The organism is Streptomyces sp. A0592 (assembly GCF_004795115.1).
Taxonomy (GTDB): Bacteria; Actinomycetota; Actinomycetes; order Streptomycetales; family Streptomycetaceae; genus Streptomyces; species Streptomyces erythrochromogenes.
Map to the genome: position 1 here is coordinate 302331 of NZ_SSBM01000002.1, position 14046 is coordinate 316376.

General features: G+C 72.5%; 14 protein-coding genes and 1 pseudogene. 7 read left to right on the forward strand and 8 right to left on the reverse strand.

Going from position 1 to position 14046, the window contains the following annotated elements:
- Positions 1-15 precede the first annotated feature (15 nt).
- Positions 16-540, reverse strand: a complete 525-nt coding sequence (locus E6U81_RS04555) for a hypothetical protein (RefSeq protein ID WP_136228758.1) — start codon at positions 538-540, stop codon at positions 16-18.
- A gap of 113 nt (positions 541-653) precedes the next feature.
- Here E6U81_RS04555 and E6U81_RS04560 point away from each other — a divergent pair, with 113 nt between their 5' ends.
- The gene (locus tag E6U81_RS04560; protein WP_136228759.1) at positions 654-1631 is read left to right on the forward strand and encodes a helix-turn-helix domain-containing protein; all 978 of its coding nucleotides are present in this window, start codon (positions 654-656) and stop codon (positions 1629-1631) included.
- Here E6U81_RS04560 and E6U81_RS04565 read toward each other — a convergent pair.
- Positions 1622-2221, reverse strand: coding sequence for a CDP-diacylglycerol diphosphatase (locus E6U81_RS04565; RefSeq protein ID WP_240803627.1), 600 nt, complete (start codon positions 2219-2221; stop codon positions 1622-1624). The two genes, E6U81_RS04560 and E6U81_RS04565, sit on opposite strands and share 10 nt — an antisense overlap.
- A 522-nt stretch (positions 2222-2743) precedes the next feature.
- Complete coding sequence (locus E6U81_RS04575) at positions 2744-3502, reverse strand: SDR family oxidoreductase (protein ID WP_136228760.1); 759 nt, start codon at positions 3500-3502, stop codon at positions 2744-2746.
- Between the two features lie 185 nt (positions 3503-3687).
- On the opposite strand from E6U81_RS04575, the gene E6U81_RS04580 reads away from it, so the two are divergent.
- Positions 3688-4611, forward strand: coding sequence for an AraC family transcriptional regulator (locus E6U81_RS04580; RefSeq protein WP_240803628.1), 924 nt, complete (start codon positions 3688-3690; stop codon positions 4609-4611).
- A gap of 19 nt (positions 4612-4630) precedes the next feature.
- On the opposite strand, the gene E6U81_RS04585 is transcribed toward E6U81_RS04580, so the two are convergent.
- Positions 4631-5251 carry a hypothetical protein gene (locus E6U81_RS04585; protein WP_136228761.1) on the reverse strand — a complete coding sequence of 207 codons (621 nt, stop codon included), beginning with the start codon at positions 5249-5251 and terminating at the stop codon, positions 4631-4633.
- Between the two features lie 259 nt (positions 5252-5510).
- Here E6U81_RS04585 and E6U81_RS04590 point away from each other — a divergent pair, with 259 nt between their 5' ends.
- The 4 genes from E6U81_RS04590 (at position 5511) to E6U81_RS04605 (ending at position 8325) form a co-directional block, all read left to right on the forward strand.
- Positions 5511-6038: a hypothetical protein gene (locus E6U81_RS04590; RefSeq protein ID WP_136228762.1), complete on the forward strand. Its 528-nt coding sequence runs from the start codon at positions 5511-5513 to the stop codon at positions 6036-6038.
- A gap of 20 nt (positions 6039-6058) precedes the next feature.
- Positions 6059-7252 carry a histidine kinase gene (locus E6U81_RS04595; RefSeq protein ID WP_346766121.1) on the forward strand — a complete coding sequence of 398 codons (1194 nt, stop codon included), beginning with the start codon at positions 6059-6061 and terminating at the stop codon, positions 7250-7252.
- Complete coding sequence (locus E6U81_RS04600) at positions 7249-7914, forward strand: response regulator transcription factor (protein ID WP_136228763.1); 666 nt, start codon at positions 7249-7251, stop codon at positions 7912-7914. Before E6U81_RS04595 ends, E6U81_RS04600 begins: the two co-directional genes overlap by 4 nt.
- A gap of 81 nt (positions 7915-7995) precedes the next feature.
- Entirely contained in the window at positions 7996-8325 is a 330-nt protein-coding gene (locus E6U81_RS04605; protein ID WP_136228764.1) for a DUF4259 domain-containing protein, read from the forward strand.
- A 59-nt stretch (positions 8326-8384) separates the two neighbouring features.
- Here the strand turns inward: E6U81_RS04605 and E6U81_RS39650 are convergent, their stop codons facing one another.
- Positions 8385-8549 carry a hypothetical protein gene (locus tag E6U81_RS39650; protein ID WP_168714555.1) on the reverse strand — a complete coding sequence of 55 codons (165 nt, stop codon included), beginning with the start codon at positions 8547-8549 and terminating at the stop codon, positions 8385-8387.
- A 416-nt stretch (positions 8550-8965) separates the two neighbouring features.
- Complete coding sequence (locus E6U81_RS04610; protein WP_136228765.1) at positions 8966-10270, reverse strand: phosphotransferase; 1305 nt, start codon at positions 10268-10270, stop codon at positions 8966-8968.
- Positions 10271-10573: 303 nt separating this feature from the next.
- Between E6U81_RS04610 and E6U81_RS04615 the strand changes: the two genes are divergently transcribed.
- Positions 10574-11218 carry a DUF4232 domain-containing protein gene (locus tag E6U81_RS04615; protein WP_136228766.1) on the forward strand — a complete coding sequence of 215 codons (645 nt, stop codon included), beginning with the start codon at positions 10574-10576 and terminating at the stop codon, positions 11216-11218.
- 380 nt (positions 11219-11598) lie between these two features.
- Here the strand turns inward: E6U81_RS04615 and E6U81_RS04620 are convergent.
- Both E6U81_RS04620 and E6U81_RS04625 read right to left on the reverse strand, forming a co-directional pair.
- Positions 11599-12873 (reverse strand): annotated as a pseudogene (locus E6U81_RS04620) (DUF1266 domain-containing protein).
- Between the two features lie 233 nt (positions 12874-13106).
- On the reverse strand, positions 13107-14021 hold the full coding sequence (locus E6U81_RS04625; RefSeq protein WP_168714556.1) for a MerR family transcriptional regulator: 915 nt from the start codon (positions 14019-14021) through the stop codon (positions 13107-13109).
- Between the last annotated feature and the right edge of the window lie 25 nt (positions 14022-14046).

Sequence of the window (14046 nt, forward strand, 5' to 3'; positions counted from 1 at the left end):
GGGGACCCGGTCGAGTCACCCGGTCGGACGCCGCCGGCCGGCCCCGGCCGCCCGCGCCCCGTCGGCCGCGGACCGCGCCGGTACGCAGGCCCACAGTGCGACACCGATGAAGAGCACCTGTTCGGGAATCCTGAACCACAGCGGCGTCGCCGGCTCCCCACCCAACGGGACCTCTTCCAGGGCCGCGTGGATGTTGGCCGGGAGCATCAGGACGAACAGCACGGCCAGGCCGAGCCCCGCGACGGGCCGGGCCGCCTCCCGGACGAGCCCGGCGGCGCCGAGGAGTTCCAGGACGCCCGTCGCGTAGACCACGAGGCGGGGGAGGGGCACGAACGGCGGGACCATCGCGACCAGGTCGTGGTGCCCGGGCATGGGGCCGGGGCCGGAGGGCGCGAAGTGTGCGCTCGCCGTGAACACCAGCATGACCGCGAGGCCGTGCAGGACGGACACCCGCCAGGTCGCGAACCGTTCGACGCCGAGCGCACCGAGCAGCCTGAACAGCACGGCGGGAACGGCCAGAAGCATGAGTGTGCCGAACACGGCAGGACTGTCCCTTCAGTCGGTGAACGGGTGGGTGGGGCGCGAGACCATGCTCGTCGCCCCTCCGCCCCGATCCCAGAGTCAGGATCGACGTGGGGAGGTACTTTTCTGCCATGAGCCTTCACCGCGTGGTGTGCCTTCTCCTGCCGCCGCAGTCCACCTTCGAGTTGGCCTGTGCGGCGGAGGTCTTCGGCCTGAACAGGCCCGGCCTGCCCGCCCGTTACACCTTCGAGGTCTGCACCGAGCGGCCCGGGCCCGTGCCGACCCTGGCCGGCTACGACATGGCCGTCACGCACGGGTTGTCGGCCCTGGAGCGCGCGCAGACCGTGCTCGTCCCCGGCTGGGTGCGGCGTACGACCGCCCCCTCGCCCGGCATCGTCGACGCGCTGCGGCGGGCACACCGACGCGGCGCCCGGGTCGTCGCGCTGTGCTCCGCGGCCTTCCTGCTCGCCGAGGCCGGACTGCTGGAGGGCCGCAGGGCGACCACCCACTGGCGCCTGGCCGAGGAGCTCGCCGCACGGCATCCCGGCGTCCGGGTCGAGCCGGACGTCCTCTACACCGACCTGGGTGACGTCGCCACGAGCGCGGGCACGGCCGCGGGCATCGACCTGTGCCTGCACCTGATCCGCACCGACCACGGCGCCGCCTACGCGAACCAGGTCGCCCGGCACATGGTCATGCCGCCCCACCGCGAGGGCGGGCAGCTGCAGTACGCCACGGCCCCCCTGACCGACCGCACCCCGGACTCCCTGGCCCCCGTCCTGGACTGGGCCGTCGAGCGGCTCCACGAACCGCTGACCGTCGACGACCTCGCCTCGTTCGGGGCGGTCTCCGCGCGCACGCTCGCCCGCAGGTTCTCCGAGCAACTCGGCACCAGCCCCGGCAACTGGCTGCTCCGCCAGCGGGTCATGGCGGCCCGGACCCTCCTGGAGGAGACGGACCTGGCCGTCGAGACGATCGCGGCCAGGACCGGCCTGTCCTCGGCCGCCAACCTCCGCCGCCGCTTCCACGCCCTGGTGCACACCACACCCGCCGCCTACCGCCGCTCCTTCCGGCACGACGCGGCTTCCGGCCTGCCGGCTCAGGTGTAGATGAGCAGGTGGTCGCAGGTGTCCGTCCCGGAGTGGAGGGAGGAGTCGCTGTTGAGGGCGTAGAAGGTCCCCGTGTAGCCGGCGGCCGTCCGCTTCGGCACGACGATCAGGGTCTGGCCCGCCATGTCCAGACCGAACCTGCGCACCACGTTGACGTCCAGCAGCTCGAAGAGGTTCTGCGTGAGCGTGTCGAGCCGCAGGATCCGGTACGTGCGGTCGCCCGATCCCGGTTTTCCCGTCACCAGTGCCTGGTACTGCGCGTCCCCCCACTGCGACGGCTGCAGGGCGACGCGCCCCGCCGCCTCCAGGTCCTGCAGCCGCCGTTGCGTGCTGCCCTGGACGCCGGCCATGTGGATGTGCAGCTGCTGGAACCGGCGGGCGGCCCGCGAGTTGATGCCCAGACCGATGTCGCGGAACCGGACGGGCACGTCTCCGCCAGGGCGGCCGGTCTCCCACGCCTCGTGCCAGTAGTTCGCGACGTTCGGCGTCACGATGAACGGGCACTCGATCCCCGTGATCCGGCAGCTGGGCAGGAGGAGGTAGTTGTTCGGGGACTGAGGTTGGCCGTGCAGCACCACGTAGTTGGGCATCGTCTTCAGGCAGAGGGGACGGTGGCCGGACGGCGGGACGATCCCTTGCGTGCAGTACTGCACGTCCTGCCACAGAGGGTCGGTGTCGGTGGGGCTGCCGCAGAGTGGCTGGAGTTGCGAGGGAGGGCACGCGGCCGGACCGGATCCGGGTGGCGGAGGATTCGGGTCCGCGGGGCAGGGGCTGGGGCAGCAGGGCGCTGTGCCGGCGGCGGAGCCCGGGTGCGCCGCGGCGGCCGCGCTGCCGGCCGCCCCGGCCAGAAGCGCTCCTGCCCCCAGGACGCCGGAAAGGGCCACGAAGTGACGCCGGGGCATGCCGTCCGTAGGGGCGGTACCGGCGGTATGGGCGGTGTCCTTCACAGGTGCGCTCCGAGGGTCGACGACCGCTGATCCCGCCACAAAATAGGCGGAGGCCGGCCCTTTTCCCGGCAGGGAAATGGCGGAGGAGCGGCCATTACGCCGTACGGCGGCGGCGGGAGCCGCTCCCGGCCCGCAGGTCGGCCGCCCCCGGGGGCCCTCCAGGGGTCAGCGGGTGGTGTAGCCCCCGTTGGCGAAGACGGTCTGGCCGGTGACCCACCAGCCGTCGGTCGCCAGGAAGGTCACCAGCGGCACGATGTCCTCGATCCTGGTGAGGTCGTTGCCCAGCGCCTGCGACTTGTGGAACGCCACGCGCTCCGGGGTCTCCTGGCCGTAGAAGAAGGGGGTGTCCATCGGCCCGGGGGCGATGTTGTTGACGGAGATGCCGCGGTCCGCGAACTCCTTGGCGGCGGCCCGGGTGAAGTGCTCCACAGGGGCCTTGGCACCGGCGTAGGTCGAGTAGCCGTCGGTGAACGCCGCGAGCAGCGACGTGACGATCGTGATCACCTTGCCGTTGTCGTTGAGGTGCCGGCCGGCCTCGCGGATGAAGAAGTACGCGGCCTTGGAGTTGACCGCGAACATCCGGTCGTACTCCTCCTCGGAGGTCTCCACGATCGGCTTGCGCAGCACCATGCCCGCGGTGTTGACGGCCACGTCGATGCCGCCGAAGTGGTCCTTGGCGGTGGCGAAGAGCCGCTCCACCTCACTCACCCGCGACAGGTCGCCCTGGACGGTCAGAGCCTTGCCGCCGACCGCTTCGACCGCCTCGGCGGTCTTCTGCGCGTCCGCGGCGGTGGCGTCGGAGTGGTAGTGGATCACGACGTTGGCGCCGTCCTGCGCCACGGTGGTGCTGATCAGACCGCCGAGGTTCTTCGCGCCGGCTCCGACGAGAACGGTCTTGCCGGACAGCGAGTGGTTCGAGCTCATGGTGGGTTCCTTCCGGTGTCAGCACGAGATGCGCCACCAATGTCGCCCGCCCGGCCCCGGCCGCTCTTGAACGATCCGGCTGCCCTGGAACAAACGGATCACGGAAAACGCCCCGGCCACGCGTACCGCACCCGCCGCCGGGCCCGACCTCTGCAATCAAGGACCCGCCCACGGATAATGGGGACGTGTCCAGTTCCACGAAGACATCCCTGATCAAGCCCCACCTCGTCCATCTGTCGGGCAGCGGACCCGACCTGGACCACGCCGTCGTGGAGCGCGACACGGAGCTGGCCGCCGGGAAGCATCCCGGCGCCCAGCCGCCCATCGGCCCGAGTTCGCACGTTCTCGTGGTGCACACGGGCACGTCGACCAATCTGCGCTGGAGCGCCGACGGGCACGCCCGCAGGGAGCGCTTCCACCACGGGCAGTTGCTGATCAACCCGGCCGGCTGGGCATCCCGCCCCCGCTGGGAGGACGACGTGGAGCTGATGCTCGTCGCCCTCGACCCGGCCTGGCTGGAGAAGCTCGCGGACGAGGGCGGCTTCAGCGGCACCTTGGAGATCACCCCCGACTACCACCGCAACGACGCGTTCCTCGCCATGATGGTGGAGCGCCTGGTCCTCGAATACGAGCAGAAGAGCCCCGCCGACACCCTCTACGCCCAGTCACTGGTGCAGGCTGTCGCCGCGCACGTCATCAAGACCACGGCTTCCCGGGGAGTCGGCCTCGCGCCCGCTTCCTCCGCGCTGCTGCCGCGCCGGCTGGCGCAGGTCACCGACTACATCCACACCCATCTCGCCGAGCGCGTCGCCCTGGACGACCTCGCACGGGTCGCCGGGGTGAGCCCGTCCCACTTCACCCGGGTCTTCCGAGCCTCCACCGGGCAGTCCCCGCACCAGTACGTGCTCGGCCAGCGGCTCGAACAGGCCCGCCGGGCCCTGCTCACGACGGACACCGCCATCGCGGCCGTCGCCGACGCGTGCGGCTTCGCCGACCAGAGCCACCTCACGCGCACCATGCGCCGCCATCTCGGCCTGACCCCCAGCGCCCTGCGCACGGACCGCACACAGGCCGCCACCCCCGGCAACGGCGACCTCCCCGGGAGCTGAGCGGGCCGGCGCGGCCGGACTACTGCTGCCCGGGGCGCTGGAACCGCCGGCCGCCCTGCTCGTCGACCACCGTGAGGAACCCGGCGGCCGTCAGCCTCTGTGCGATCTTCCTTCGGCGGACTTCACCCACCGTGAACGCCACGGTGAAGAGCAGCGCGACCGCCGCGCCGGAGGCGACCGCCTCGACCGGCGACCTGTCGATGAGCAGGATGACGGTCAGGACCGCGCAGGCGAGGTAGGCCATCACTTTCTGGCCCCGGTCGGCGATGTACTGGGCCATGACGTCGAAGGTGATGAGGTCCTTCAGCACGGCCGCGGCACCGACCGCCTCGGGGAGCGGCTTCAGCGAGCCCTGCACCAGCCCGGGAACCGTCCCGCCGTTGCCCGCCTGCGGGTGGGCGGTGATGGCGGCCGCCTCGCGCACGCGCGCGTCCGGCCGCGGGTCCCGGTACATCCGGACCTGCACGAGCGAGTTCTTGAACCCGGTCCTGTACGCCATGCCGTACGTGTAGCCGTACTGCTCCGCCACGTGTGCCAGAGCGGCCGCCTTCGGGGTGGAGCCCTGGGGGGCGATCTCGACGATGTCCTGCTGACGGGCGATCTGCTGGAGCAGCCCCGTTATGTGACGTTCTACGGACATCCTGTTACCCACCCCCTGGGACCCCGCGCCCGGGGCCGGCCGGTGCACAGCCTAGGCGCTGCGCGGCGGGGTGACCCTCCTCCACCGGTGGGCCGGACGGGACGCATCCGGGCCCCGTCGCCGCGCCATGACCGCCCCCGCCGCCCCGTCCTGAACCGCCCGTACGGGACCGCCCCGCACCCTGTGCAGCCGGATCTCCACCCCGTTCTCCACCCGCGGGTCCAGGCGCGGCGACCGGCGTCGCAGCAGCCTGGGGGACATGACAGCAACCGAGTGGATCACCGATATCGCCCTCGTCCTGATCGTCTTCCGGCAACTGCGGGAAGGCCGTCTCGACCGCAAGACCTTCCTGCTCCCGCTGGCGATCGTGGCCTTCGTGGCGTACTCGTACCTGGACTCCGTCCCCACCGCCGGCAACGACCTCGTCCTGATCGCCACCCTGACGGCAGCGGGCGCCGCCCTGGGCATCGCCGGGGGGATCTACACCCGGATCCGCGCCCTCGACGGAGACCTCCTCATCAAGGCGGGCGCCGTCTCCGCGGTCCTCTGGATCGCGGGCATGGGAGCCCGGATGGGCTTCCAGACGTGGGTGGAGCACGGCGGCGCCGACGACGTCGCACGCTTCAGCCTCACGCACCACATCACCGGCCAGCAGGCGTGGGTCACGGCCTTCGTCCTGATGGCGCTCACCGAGGTCGTCACCCGGGTGGCCACGATCTACGTACGCAGCCGATCCGTGCGGACGGGGGCAGCGCGTACCCTGCCCGTGCTCGGTACCACGGTCTGACCGTGCCGTATCTTCGGCGTGTGCCCGCAGACCCGAGCGCCCCGCACCCCGGCGACGACACCGGCCGGCGTGCGGGCGCGCGCTCCGTCCCCGGGCACGACCCGCGCGTGCAGTGGGTCGTGTCCCTCGCGGTCGTCGTCGCGGGCCTCCTGACGATCCGGCCCATGGGCCTGAGCGGCCGGGGCCTGGCGGTGGCCGTCCTGTTCGTGCTCAACTCCGCCGCGCTGCTCGCCCGTCGGCTGCCCGAACACAAGGTCCCGCCGCGCCTCGCCCTGGTATGGCTCACGCTCGGCATCGTCGCCGCGGCCGCTCTGATCGGCCTCAGCAGCAGCGGCACGGCCTACCTCTTCGCCTTCTTCCTCTCCGGCCACATCGGATACCGGCTGCAGACCAGGCCCGCCCTCCTCCTGGCCGGGTTCTGCAGCCTGCTCTGCAGCGCCGTGCTGTTCCTGCGCCTCGGGCCGGGGCACGAGGCGCTGCCGTGGGTGCTCGGCCTCGCCACCGGGGCCCCGGTCCTGATCGGCATCGTCAACCGCACCCAGCGGCAGGCCGTCCGGGCGGCGCTCGACGCGGCCGAGTCGGCCGAACGCGCCGCGCGTGCCGAGGCGCGTACCGCCGTGCTGACGGAACGGGGCCGGATCGCCCGGGACGTGCACGACGTCCTGGCCCATTCCCTCGCCGGGATCAACATGCAGTTGGAGCTGGCCGACGCGCTGATCGACACGGGGGACCTGGAGAAGGTCCGGGAGGCCAACGCCAGGGCTCACGGACTGGTCAAGGAGAGCCTGAAGCAGGCGCAGTGGACCGTGCACGCCCTGCGTGAGGACGTGCTGCCGCTGCGGGAGACCCTGGCCTCGATGCTCGCGTCATCGGGCCACCACGACGCCCTCACCGTCACAGGGACGGTGCGCGACGTGTCCCCTCAAGCGGTCCAGAACCTGCTGAGGATCGCCCAGGAGGCCCTCACCAACGCGGCCCGGCACGCTCCCGGGGGAGCCGTCGGGGTGGATCTGGAGTTCGCCCCGGCATCGACCGTGCTGAGGGTGCGCAACCGCCCCGCCACCCGCCGGGCCGCCCCGGGCGCGGGCAGCGGGATGGGACTGATCGGCATGCGCGAACGCGTCGCCCTGCTGGGGGGAACGCTCACCGCGGGCCCGGTCACCGAAGGCCCGCACCAGGGCGACTGGCAAGTGGAGGCAGTGATCCCGCAATGACCGGACCTGTGGCGCAGCAGCAGCCCTTGCGGGTGGTCGTCGCCGACGACCAGGCCGCCGTGCGCGAACCCCTCGCCGCGGTACTCGCGCTGGCCGAGGGCATCGAGGTCGTCGCGGCCGCGGCGAACGGCACCGAGGTGCTGGCGGCCGTCGCCGCCGGCCCGGTGGACGTGGTGCTGATGGACCTGAGGATGCCGGTCATGGACGGGATCGAGACGACGCGCCTGCTGGCCGGCGAGCACCCGGAGGTCGCGGTGGTCGTCCTGACCACCTTCGCCGACGACGACTCGATCCTCGGCGCGCTCGGCGCGGGAGCCCGCGGCTACCTGACCAAGAACGCCGGACGCCAGGACATCACCCGCGCGATCCGGGCCGCGGCCGCCGGCCAGTCCGTACTCGACCGCGAGGTCCAGGACCGGCTCCTCGCCACCGTCAGGACCAGGACGCCCCCGCCGGACCGGCCCCTGCCCGAGGACCTCACCCGCCGCGAACGCGAAGTGCTTGCGCTGATCGGCCAGGGCCTGTCCAACCGTGGCATCGCCGAGCGGCTCTTCATCAGCGAGGCCACGGTCAAGACGCACATCAACAACCTGTTCGCCAAAGCCGGGATCCGCGACCGCGCGGACGCCGTCCGCCGGGCCATCGCCTCGGGCCTGGCCTGACCTCACCCGGGCGTGGGCGACGTACACGGCCAATGTCGGTGGCCGGTGCGACGATCCCCGGAGGACCGCGCGAGGAGAGACATGGGTACCTGGGACATCGGCCCGGACCACCTGATCACCCCCGACGCCGAGCGAGCGGTCGCCGCAGCAGCCGTTGTGGTCGCACAGCACCCTGACGGCGAGCCGGCGTGCGCGAACTACGGCCCATCGCAGCCGCTGCCGGAGTTGCCCGCCGACCTTCGGGCGCTCGCCGACGGCGTCCTGGACCGAGTGGTCGACGAGCGGTCCGAAATCGCCGAGCTGTGGGACGAGGCCGTGAGCGGGCCGCAATGGCGCCAGGACATCACCCGGCTCCGCGACGTCCTCGACCCACCGATCCCACCACAGGAGGAAGCCCTCTTCGCGATGTGACCGGTGGTGAGCGCAGCCTGTCCGGCGGCCGGCCCCGCTGGGCCGCCCACGTGCGGTGTTCAGCGGGGGCGGCGCCGCACCTCACGAGCGGATGCCCTGGTGGAGCAGTTCCAGCCGCACACACAGGCGCGCTTGTCGCTGCCGGCCGACCGGCCGGCGCCGGGACGCAGTTCCAGAGCGAGCAGGTCCTGACGTGCCGGGTCGGTGCGGGTGAGGGAGGTCATGGCTGGCTCCTTGCCGTGTGGCGGAAGGACGTCCGGTCGGACGTCTGCATCGAACCTAGGAGCGCCGGACCTCCCGCCCGCTCCTCCGAACGGTCCCTTCCCCGGATGAACGCCGACGCCGTTCCCGGCCCGTCGAGGTGGCCGCCCGGACCGGCTTCCGGACCTGTGAACGGGGAACGCTGCGGGACTTCGAGTACACGCCCTCCGGGCTCGCCCGGCGCCGCGCCGGGGAAGCAGGGAGGGCGCCCGGCGGCACGCCCCGCCCCTGCGGCGGACCGCGGCCGCGCTGCCGCACCGGCGTACCGGCGTACCGGCGTCCGGCGCGGACGGGCGCGACCGCCGGGGATCATTCGGAGCCGCGGACCGGTGCCCTCACGCCCGGCTCGTCACCACACCTCGGCGTGCCGCAGGGCTGATCACCGGCCCGCGCCCCGGCTCACGCAGGCGAGCGCCCTGCGGATCTCACTGGCCGGGTCGCCCTCGTGGTACGGCCGCTCGCTGGCCTCGATGTGGTCGAGGAACTCCTGGTACCGCACCGCGTACGAGAGGTGGAACAGCGGCTCGACCAGCTCCAGCGCCCGTTCCGGCGCCGAGCCGGGCACGTGTTCCCGCCACGCTCGCGCCCACACCTCGGCGACCTGCGACCAGCGCTCCCCGTCCACGTACTGACACGGGCGCAGCCCGTCCAGGGCCGGGTGACCGAACGCGGAGTCGGCGTAGTCCACGATCACCGCCAGGGTCCCGTCGGAACGCCAGTTGCCGGGGTGGAAGTCGCCGTGGATCAGGGTGTTCGGCAGTCCGCAGGCCGTCAGCTCCTCGACCAGCGCGGGCAGCCGCGCGGCGAGCGCCCGGGCGGCCGCCAGCTCCTCGGCCGTCAGCCGGTCCTCGGGCCGCTCCCCAGGCCCGTCGGCCCCTGGCCCGGGCGACGTCGCCCGCTCGGCCACGAGCCGGTCGAGCAGCGCGTTCACGTGGGTGACCAGCGTGGGCAGGGTGCGGTCCCGAAGCCCGGCCGCGGCGGCCCGGCCGTCGGCGGCCAGGGCCACCTGTGCGGCGACCAACCGGGGCACCACGGCGACGACGTCCTCGGCGGACGGGTGCCAGAGGTCCTCGCCGCGCACATGGTCGAGCAGCAGCCGGCCGTGTTCCGGGTCGGAGCCGAGGACGGTCGGCACCAGCGTGGGGTCGACGGAGCCGAGCAGCCCGATGACCGAGCCCTCAGGTGCGTTGAAGGAGGGGTTGACCGTCTTCAGCCAGGCTTCGCCGCCGTCGGCGGTGCGGAAGCGGAAGAGGCCGGACAGGTTCCACGTCCGGACCTGTTCGGGTCGGCCGGTGGCAGCCCGGCCCGCTGCGTCCAGTGTCTCCTCCGCCCAGGCGAGTGCCTCCCGCAGCCCTGCGGTCGTGGCCCAGCCGGCCCGGCGCTCGGCCGGTCCGAGCAAGGCGGCGACCTCCGGCGCCATCTGATGCGGCGTCCGGCCGGCCGGCCGCTCCAGCGCCTCGACGTGGTAGACCACGTGCCCGCCGTGCCCACTGCTGCCGTTGTTCGGCGCGTGGGCGAGCCGGAGCACCACCACGGGCACCCCCAGCTCCTGCGTGGCCCGCTCGACAACCGGCGCGGCGGACGACCACCAGCCCCCGTTCACCTCGTACGGGCCCAGCAGGCCGAAGTATTCGCCCCCGTGGGTGAGGTGGATGCCTACCGTACGACCGCTCGCTTGTTGCATCCGGGCAAGCTCTCTCATTCCACCCCGTCCGCGCGACCCATTTTCCGCAACTCCCGTTCGGGGACGGCCTCAACCGCTGCGGCGATGCCCGCGACCGTGGGCCCGTCGTTGCGGCCCGGGCGGACACGGCGAACAGCCCCGCGCTCCGGCAACGTTCGTCGCGGGCATGTCACCGGCATGCGACAGCGTTGTCAGGGAACGCGTACATCGCTTCGGAACGGCCCGCGGCCCCCGCATAGTGATCTTGCAGCGCCGGGCCGGACCGCCCCGGCCGCGACCACCAACCGCAAGGGGATTCACCTCATGTCAGGCAACCACCGCAAGACCTCCCTCGTCGCCACGGTCCTCGTGGGCGGAGCAATGCTGCTGACGGCCTGCCAGGACACGGACGCGGGCGCGGACGCCGGCGCCCCCCAGACCTCTGCCTCCGCCAGTGCGGGCGCCGGCACGGCCACGCCGTCCGGCTCACCCGCGGCCACCGCCGAGGCCTCCGGGGGCACGGGCAAGGACGGCAAGAACGGCGGCGCCGACGGCGGGCAGAAGCCGGTCGGGCAGGTCTGCGGCGCCAACGACATCGCCTTGAGCACCAAGTCCGAGACCCAGGCCGGCGGATACATCCTCGTCGTCGCGAAGGCGAAGCCGAACATCACCTGTACCCTCCCCGCCGTTCATCCGACCATCGCGTTCGGATCCGACGGCACGGAGGCCGGCCCCGCCGAGCAGTCCACCGGCAAGCCGATCACGCTGTCGGGGAACACCACCGCCTACGCAGGAGTGAACCCGAAGACCACCAGCGCGAACGGCGGCAAGGAACTGGACAGCATCATCGTCGCCATCGGCAACGACGACCCCGACCCCGTATCCCTCCCGGTCGGCACCATCACCGTCGACAAGCCGATCGTCACCAACTGGCACACCTCCCCGAAGGACGCCGTCCCCTCCCAGTGAGCAGGGCCGAGCCACCACGGCGGTGCCCGGCGGCCCGCGGCCGCGACCGACGCAGGCCCGGGCGCGTGAGGTGAGCTGCCGGGGATCAGTCGCCGCCGCCACCGCCACCGCAGGATGAGCCGCCCGCACCGCTGACAGACGATGTCGACGAGCCGTCGGTGGGGGGAAGAGGATGCCGGCACGACCCTTCTGCCGGGGAGCCGACCGAGGAGGAACGGGTCGCTGTGGCCTCCTCGATGGTGCGGTGCGCCGAGAGCTTCGAGGAGTTCGCTCCCCGCCTCCGGGAGTACGCCGACCACTACGCGTCCGCCGCCTCCTGACCCCGGCGGGCCCGCCCGCCGCCGGAGGCGGGGCCGAACCGCGGGCCTGAACCGGAATGCTCAGGACCAGTCAAGCGTGCGCCACGGGCTGGCCGGGTCCGTGGTCAGGGCACGGTGGGTCGCGAGGACCGTCTCGTACCACTCGCCGAACTCCTCCTCGTCGAAGTGGAGGCAGCGGCCCAGGACGTAGGCGGCCGAGAAGTCCTCCCACGAGCGGTAGTTGAACTGGACGAGACGGCCGGCGCGCACCACGGCCGCCTCCGCCTCCTGCAGGGAGCAGAGACGGGCGGCGAGTCCCCAGCGGGCCATGGCGGAGGCCCGGCCGTAGTCCCAGGCCTCGACGCTCCGGACGAAGCCCCCCTCGGGCAGCAGGCCGTCGGCCCGGAACCGCGCCTCGTAGCGGGCGATCCGGCCGATCAGCCGCTGGACGCCGCTCACTTGGCCCTCCAGCTCCGCGGCGGTGACCGTGCCGCCCGGGGCGACGCCGTTCGCGCTCAGGCGGGGTTCGGCGGTGGCCTCGGCGCGCCGGCGCACCACGTTCCCCGCGGCCTGGCGCCAATGGTCGACGTCGACGGGGCCCGCGAAGTCCAGGGCCATGGAGCGGCGAAGTTGCAGGACGAACTCCCAGACCCCGCTGGCCATTCCGGCACGCAGCAGCTGTTCCTGCGTCTCCTGCCATTCCTCCCGCGTGGTGACCCCCTACCAGCGTTCCAGCGTGCGCTTCTCGTCGCGGTAGCCGCAGCCGTGGTAGGCCATCGAGTTCCAGTAGCGCCCGTTGCGCACGTTGATGTGCGCGCCGGCCGCGAGACCGAAGGCGACGGGGCCGGTGCGGGGGCCGCCCACCTCCAGGGTGTGGACGACGTCCCGCGCCAGACCGGGCCGTTCGACCGGGGCGGAGTGGCGCTGCCACAGGGCACGACCCTCCGGCCCGGCCGGCAGGACGCCCTCGCAGGGGCTGCCGGGATTGACGACGAGGTAGGGCGGATCGTTGTCGTTCCAGACTTCCGCGAACCAGCCCAGGTCGTAGCAGTTGTAGACCGGGTCGGCGACGGGCGGCGGCAGCATGCCGCCGGTGTAGACGGCCAGGCACACGGTCTGGGTCTGCGGGTTCCAGTAGGGGTGGAAGCGGGTGTTGCCGGCGTTCGCGTCGGCGTACGCCCGCGACTGCATCATGTACAGGTCGGCCCGTGCGACGAGGTCGTAGTACGCGGGCCAGTCGCCGCGGGCCTTCGCCTCGTACAGCCCGCGCTCGACTGCGCTCGGCGCCTGCCAGCCCGGCACCGGTGCCGTCGGACCGGGCAGGGCTCCTTCCCCGTGACCTGCTGTCAAACTCATGGGTAAACCCTAAGGGCCGGTCCGGAGCGGTCGGCGTGCCGGTCCCGCCCGGGCGCAGGCCAGAGAGGGCCCGGCGAGGGGCCGGATCACCACCACCGGCGGACGGCCGTCCCGGCCCGCGTCGGCCCGTGCAGCCGCACCCTCCGCGCCGCGCTCCGGCACAAGCGCTCCGACACGAGCGGGCCAACAGCACAGCCCTTACGCCATCGCTGACGAAGACTCCGGTCACAGCACTAGGTGTTCGTCGCGGCGATCGACCTCGACAGGCCGTCGGTGAGCCATCGATGTGCCACGGTCATGTTCAGGACGCGCCCGGCCGTGGCGGTGCTGACCAGGGCCCAGTACCGCTGCAGTCGGGGGTCGAAGCCGGATGACCGCGACACCAGCCCGTGCAGGTGGGCGCGGAAGGCCGGGGTGTCCGACTCCCGTCGGGCTCGCACGTGGGCGGAGACGAACGCGTCCACTGCGTCGCCGCCCGGCGGAAGGCCTTGGGCCAGCGCGGCGGCCGTCAGTGCGGCGGCTTCGTCTATCTCCGCGTAGAAGGCCGGGCCGTCCCTCATCTCTTCGTCGTGGTCCTGGGTCCAGGAGGTGAAACCGGGTGTGGAAATGAGCAGGTGCAACTCGGCGTAGGCCAGGGCCGTCGCGGGGACGGGGTCCTGCGGTGGGGCGGGCGCCAGCATGGCGACCATGATGTCGAGTCGAGGTTTGGGCATGGTCCCGGACAGCTCGCGGTACCAGTGATCAGTGAGCGTGCGGTGCGCCTGCGGGAGCCGTTGGACGCGGGAGAGTATCTCCAGGCGCCGGAGGCGTTCCTCGCCCGGGCAGTCGTCCAGCGACTTGAGCGTGGCCTCGCGCCACCGCAGTTCGACCAGTCGTTCCTGCACCGCTTCGAGCTCGGCTGCCACCAGTTCCCCCAGCGTGCGCTCCCCGGTGACGACCTGGGTGATCGTCGCGATCGGGGTGTCCAGCGCACGCAGACGTCTGATGAGCCGGATCCGCTCCCACGCCTCGGGGCCGTAGCGCCGATGACCTCCGGTGCTGCGAGCGGCCACCGGCAGCAGACCGCTGTCGGAGTAGTAGCGGAGAGTCTTGACGGGAAGGCCCGTTCCGGCAGCGAGTTCACCGATGCTCCACGTGTCTTGGGTCACAGTCTCTTGAACCTCCAGTGCGCGG

Excerpts from the sequence above, each read along its gene's own strand:
- E6U81_RS04565 (WP_240803627.1), bottom strand. The coding sequence starts at position 2,221 with ATGCCCAACTACGTGGTGCTGCACGGCCAACCTCAGTCCCCGAACAAC.
- E6U81_RS04600 (WP_136228763.1), top strand. The coding sequence starts at position 7,249 with ATGACCGGACCTGTGGCGCAGCAGCAGCCCTTGCGGGTGGTCGTCGCC.
- E6U81_RS04605 (WP_136228764.1), top strand. The coding sequence starts at position 7,996 with ATGGGTACCTGGGACATCGGCCCGGACCACCTGATCACCCCCGACGCC.
- E6U81_RS39650 (WP_168714555.1), bottom strand. The coding sequence starts at position 8,549 with ATGACCTCCCTCACCCGCACCGACCCGGCACGTCAGGACCTGCTCGCT.
- E6U81_RS04575 (WP_136228760.1), bottom strand. The coding sequence starts at position 3,502 with ATGAGCTCGAACCACTCGCTGTCCGGCAAGACCGTTCTCGTCGGAGCC.
- E6U81_RS04560 (WP_136228759.1), top strand. The coding sequence starts at position 654 with ATGAGCCTTCACCGCGTGGTGTGCCTTCTCCTGCCGCCGCAGTCCACC.
- E6U81_RS04610 (WP_136228765.1), bottom strand. The coding sequence starts at position 10,270 with ATGCAACAAGCGAGCGGTCGTACGGTAGGCATCCACCTCACCCACGGG.
- E6U81_RS04585 (WP_136228761.1), bottom strand. The coding sequence starts at position 5,251 with ATGTCCGTAGAACGTCACATAACGGGGCTGCTCCAGCAGATCGCCCGT.
- E6U81_RS04615 (WP_136228766.1), top strand. The coding sequence starts at position 10,574 with ATGTCAGGCAACCACCGCAAGACCTCCCTCGTCGCCACGGTCCTCGTG.
- E6U81_RS04590 (WP_136228762.1), top strand. The coding sequence starts at position 5,511 with ATGACAGCAACCGAGTGGATCACCGATATCGCCCTCGTCCTGATCGTC.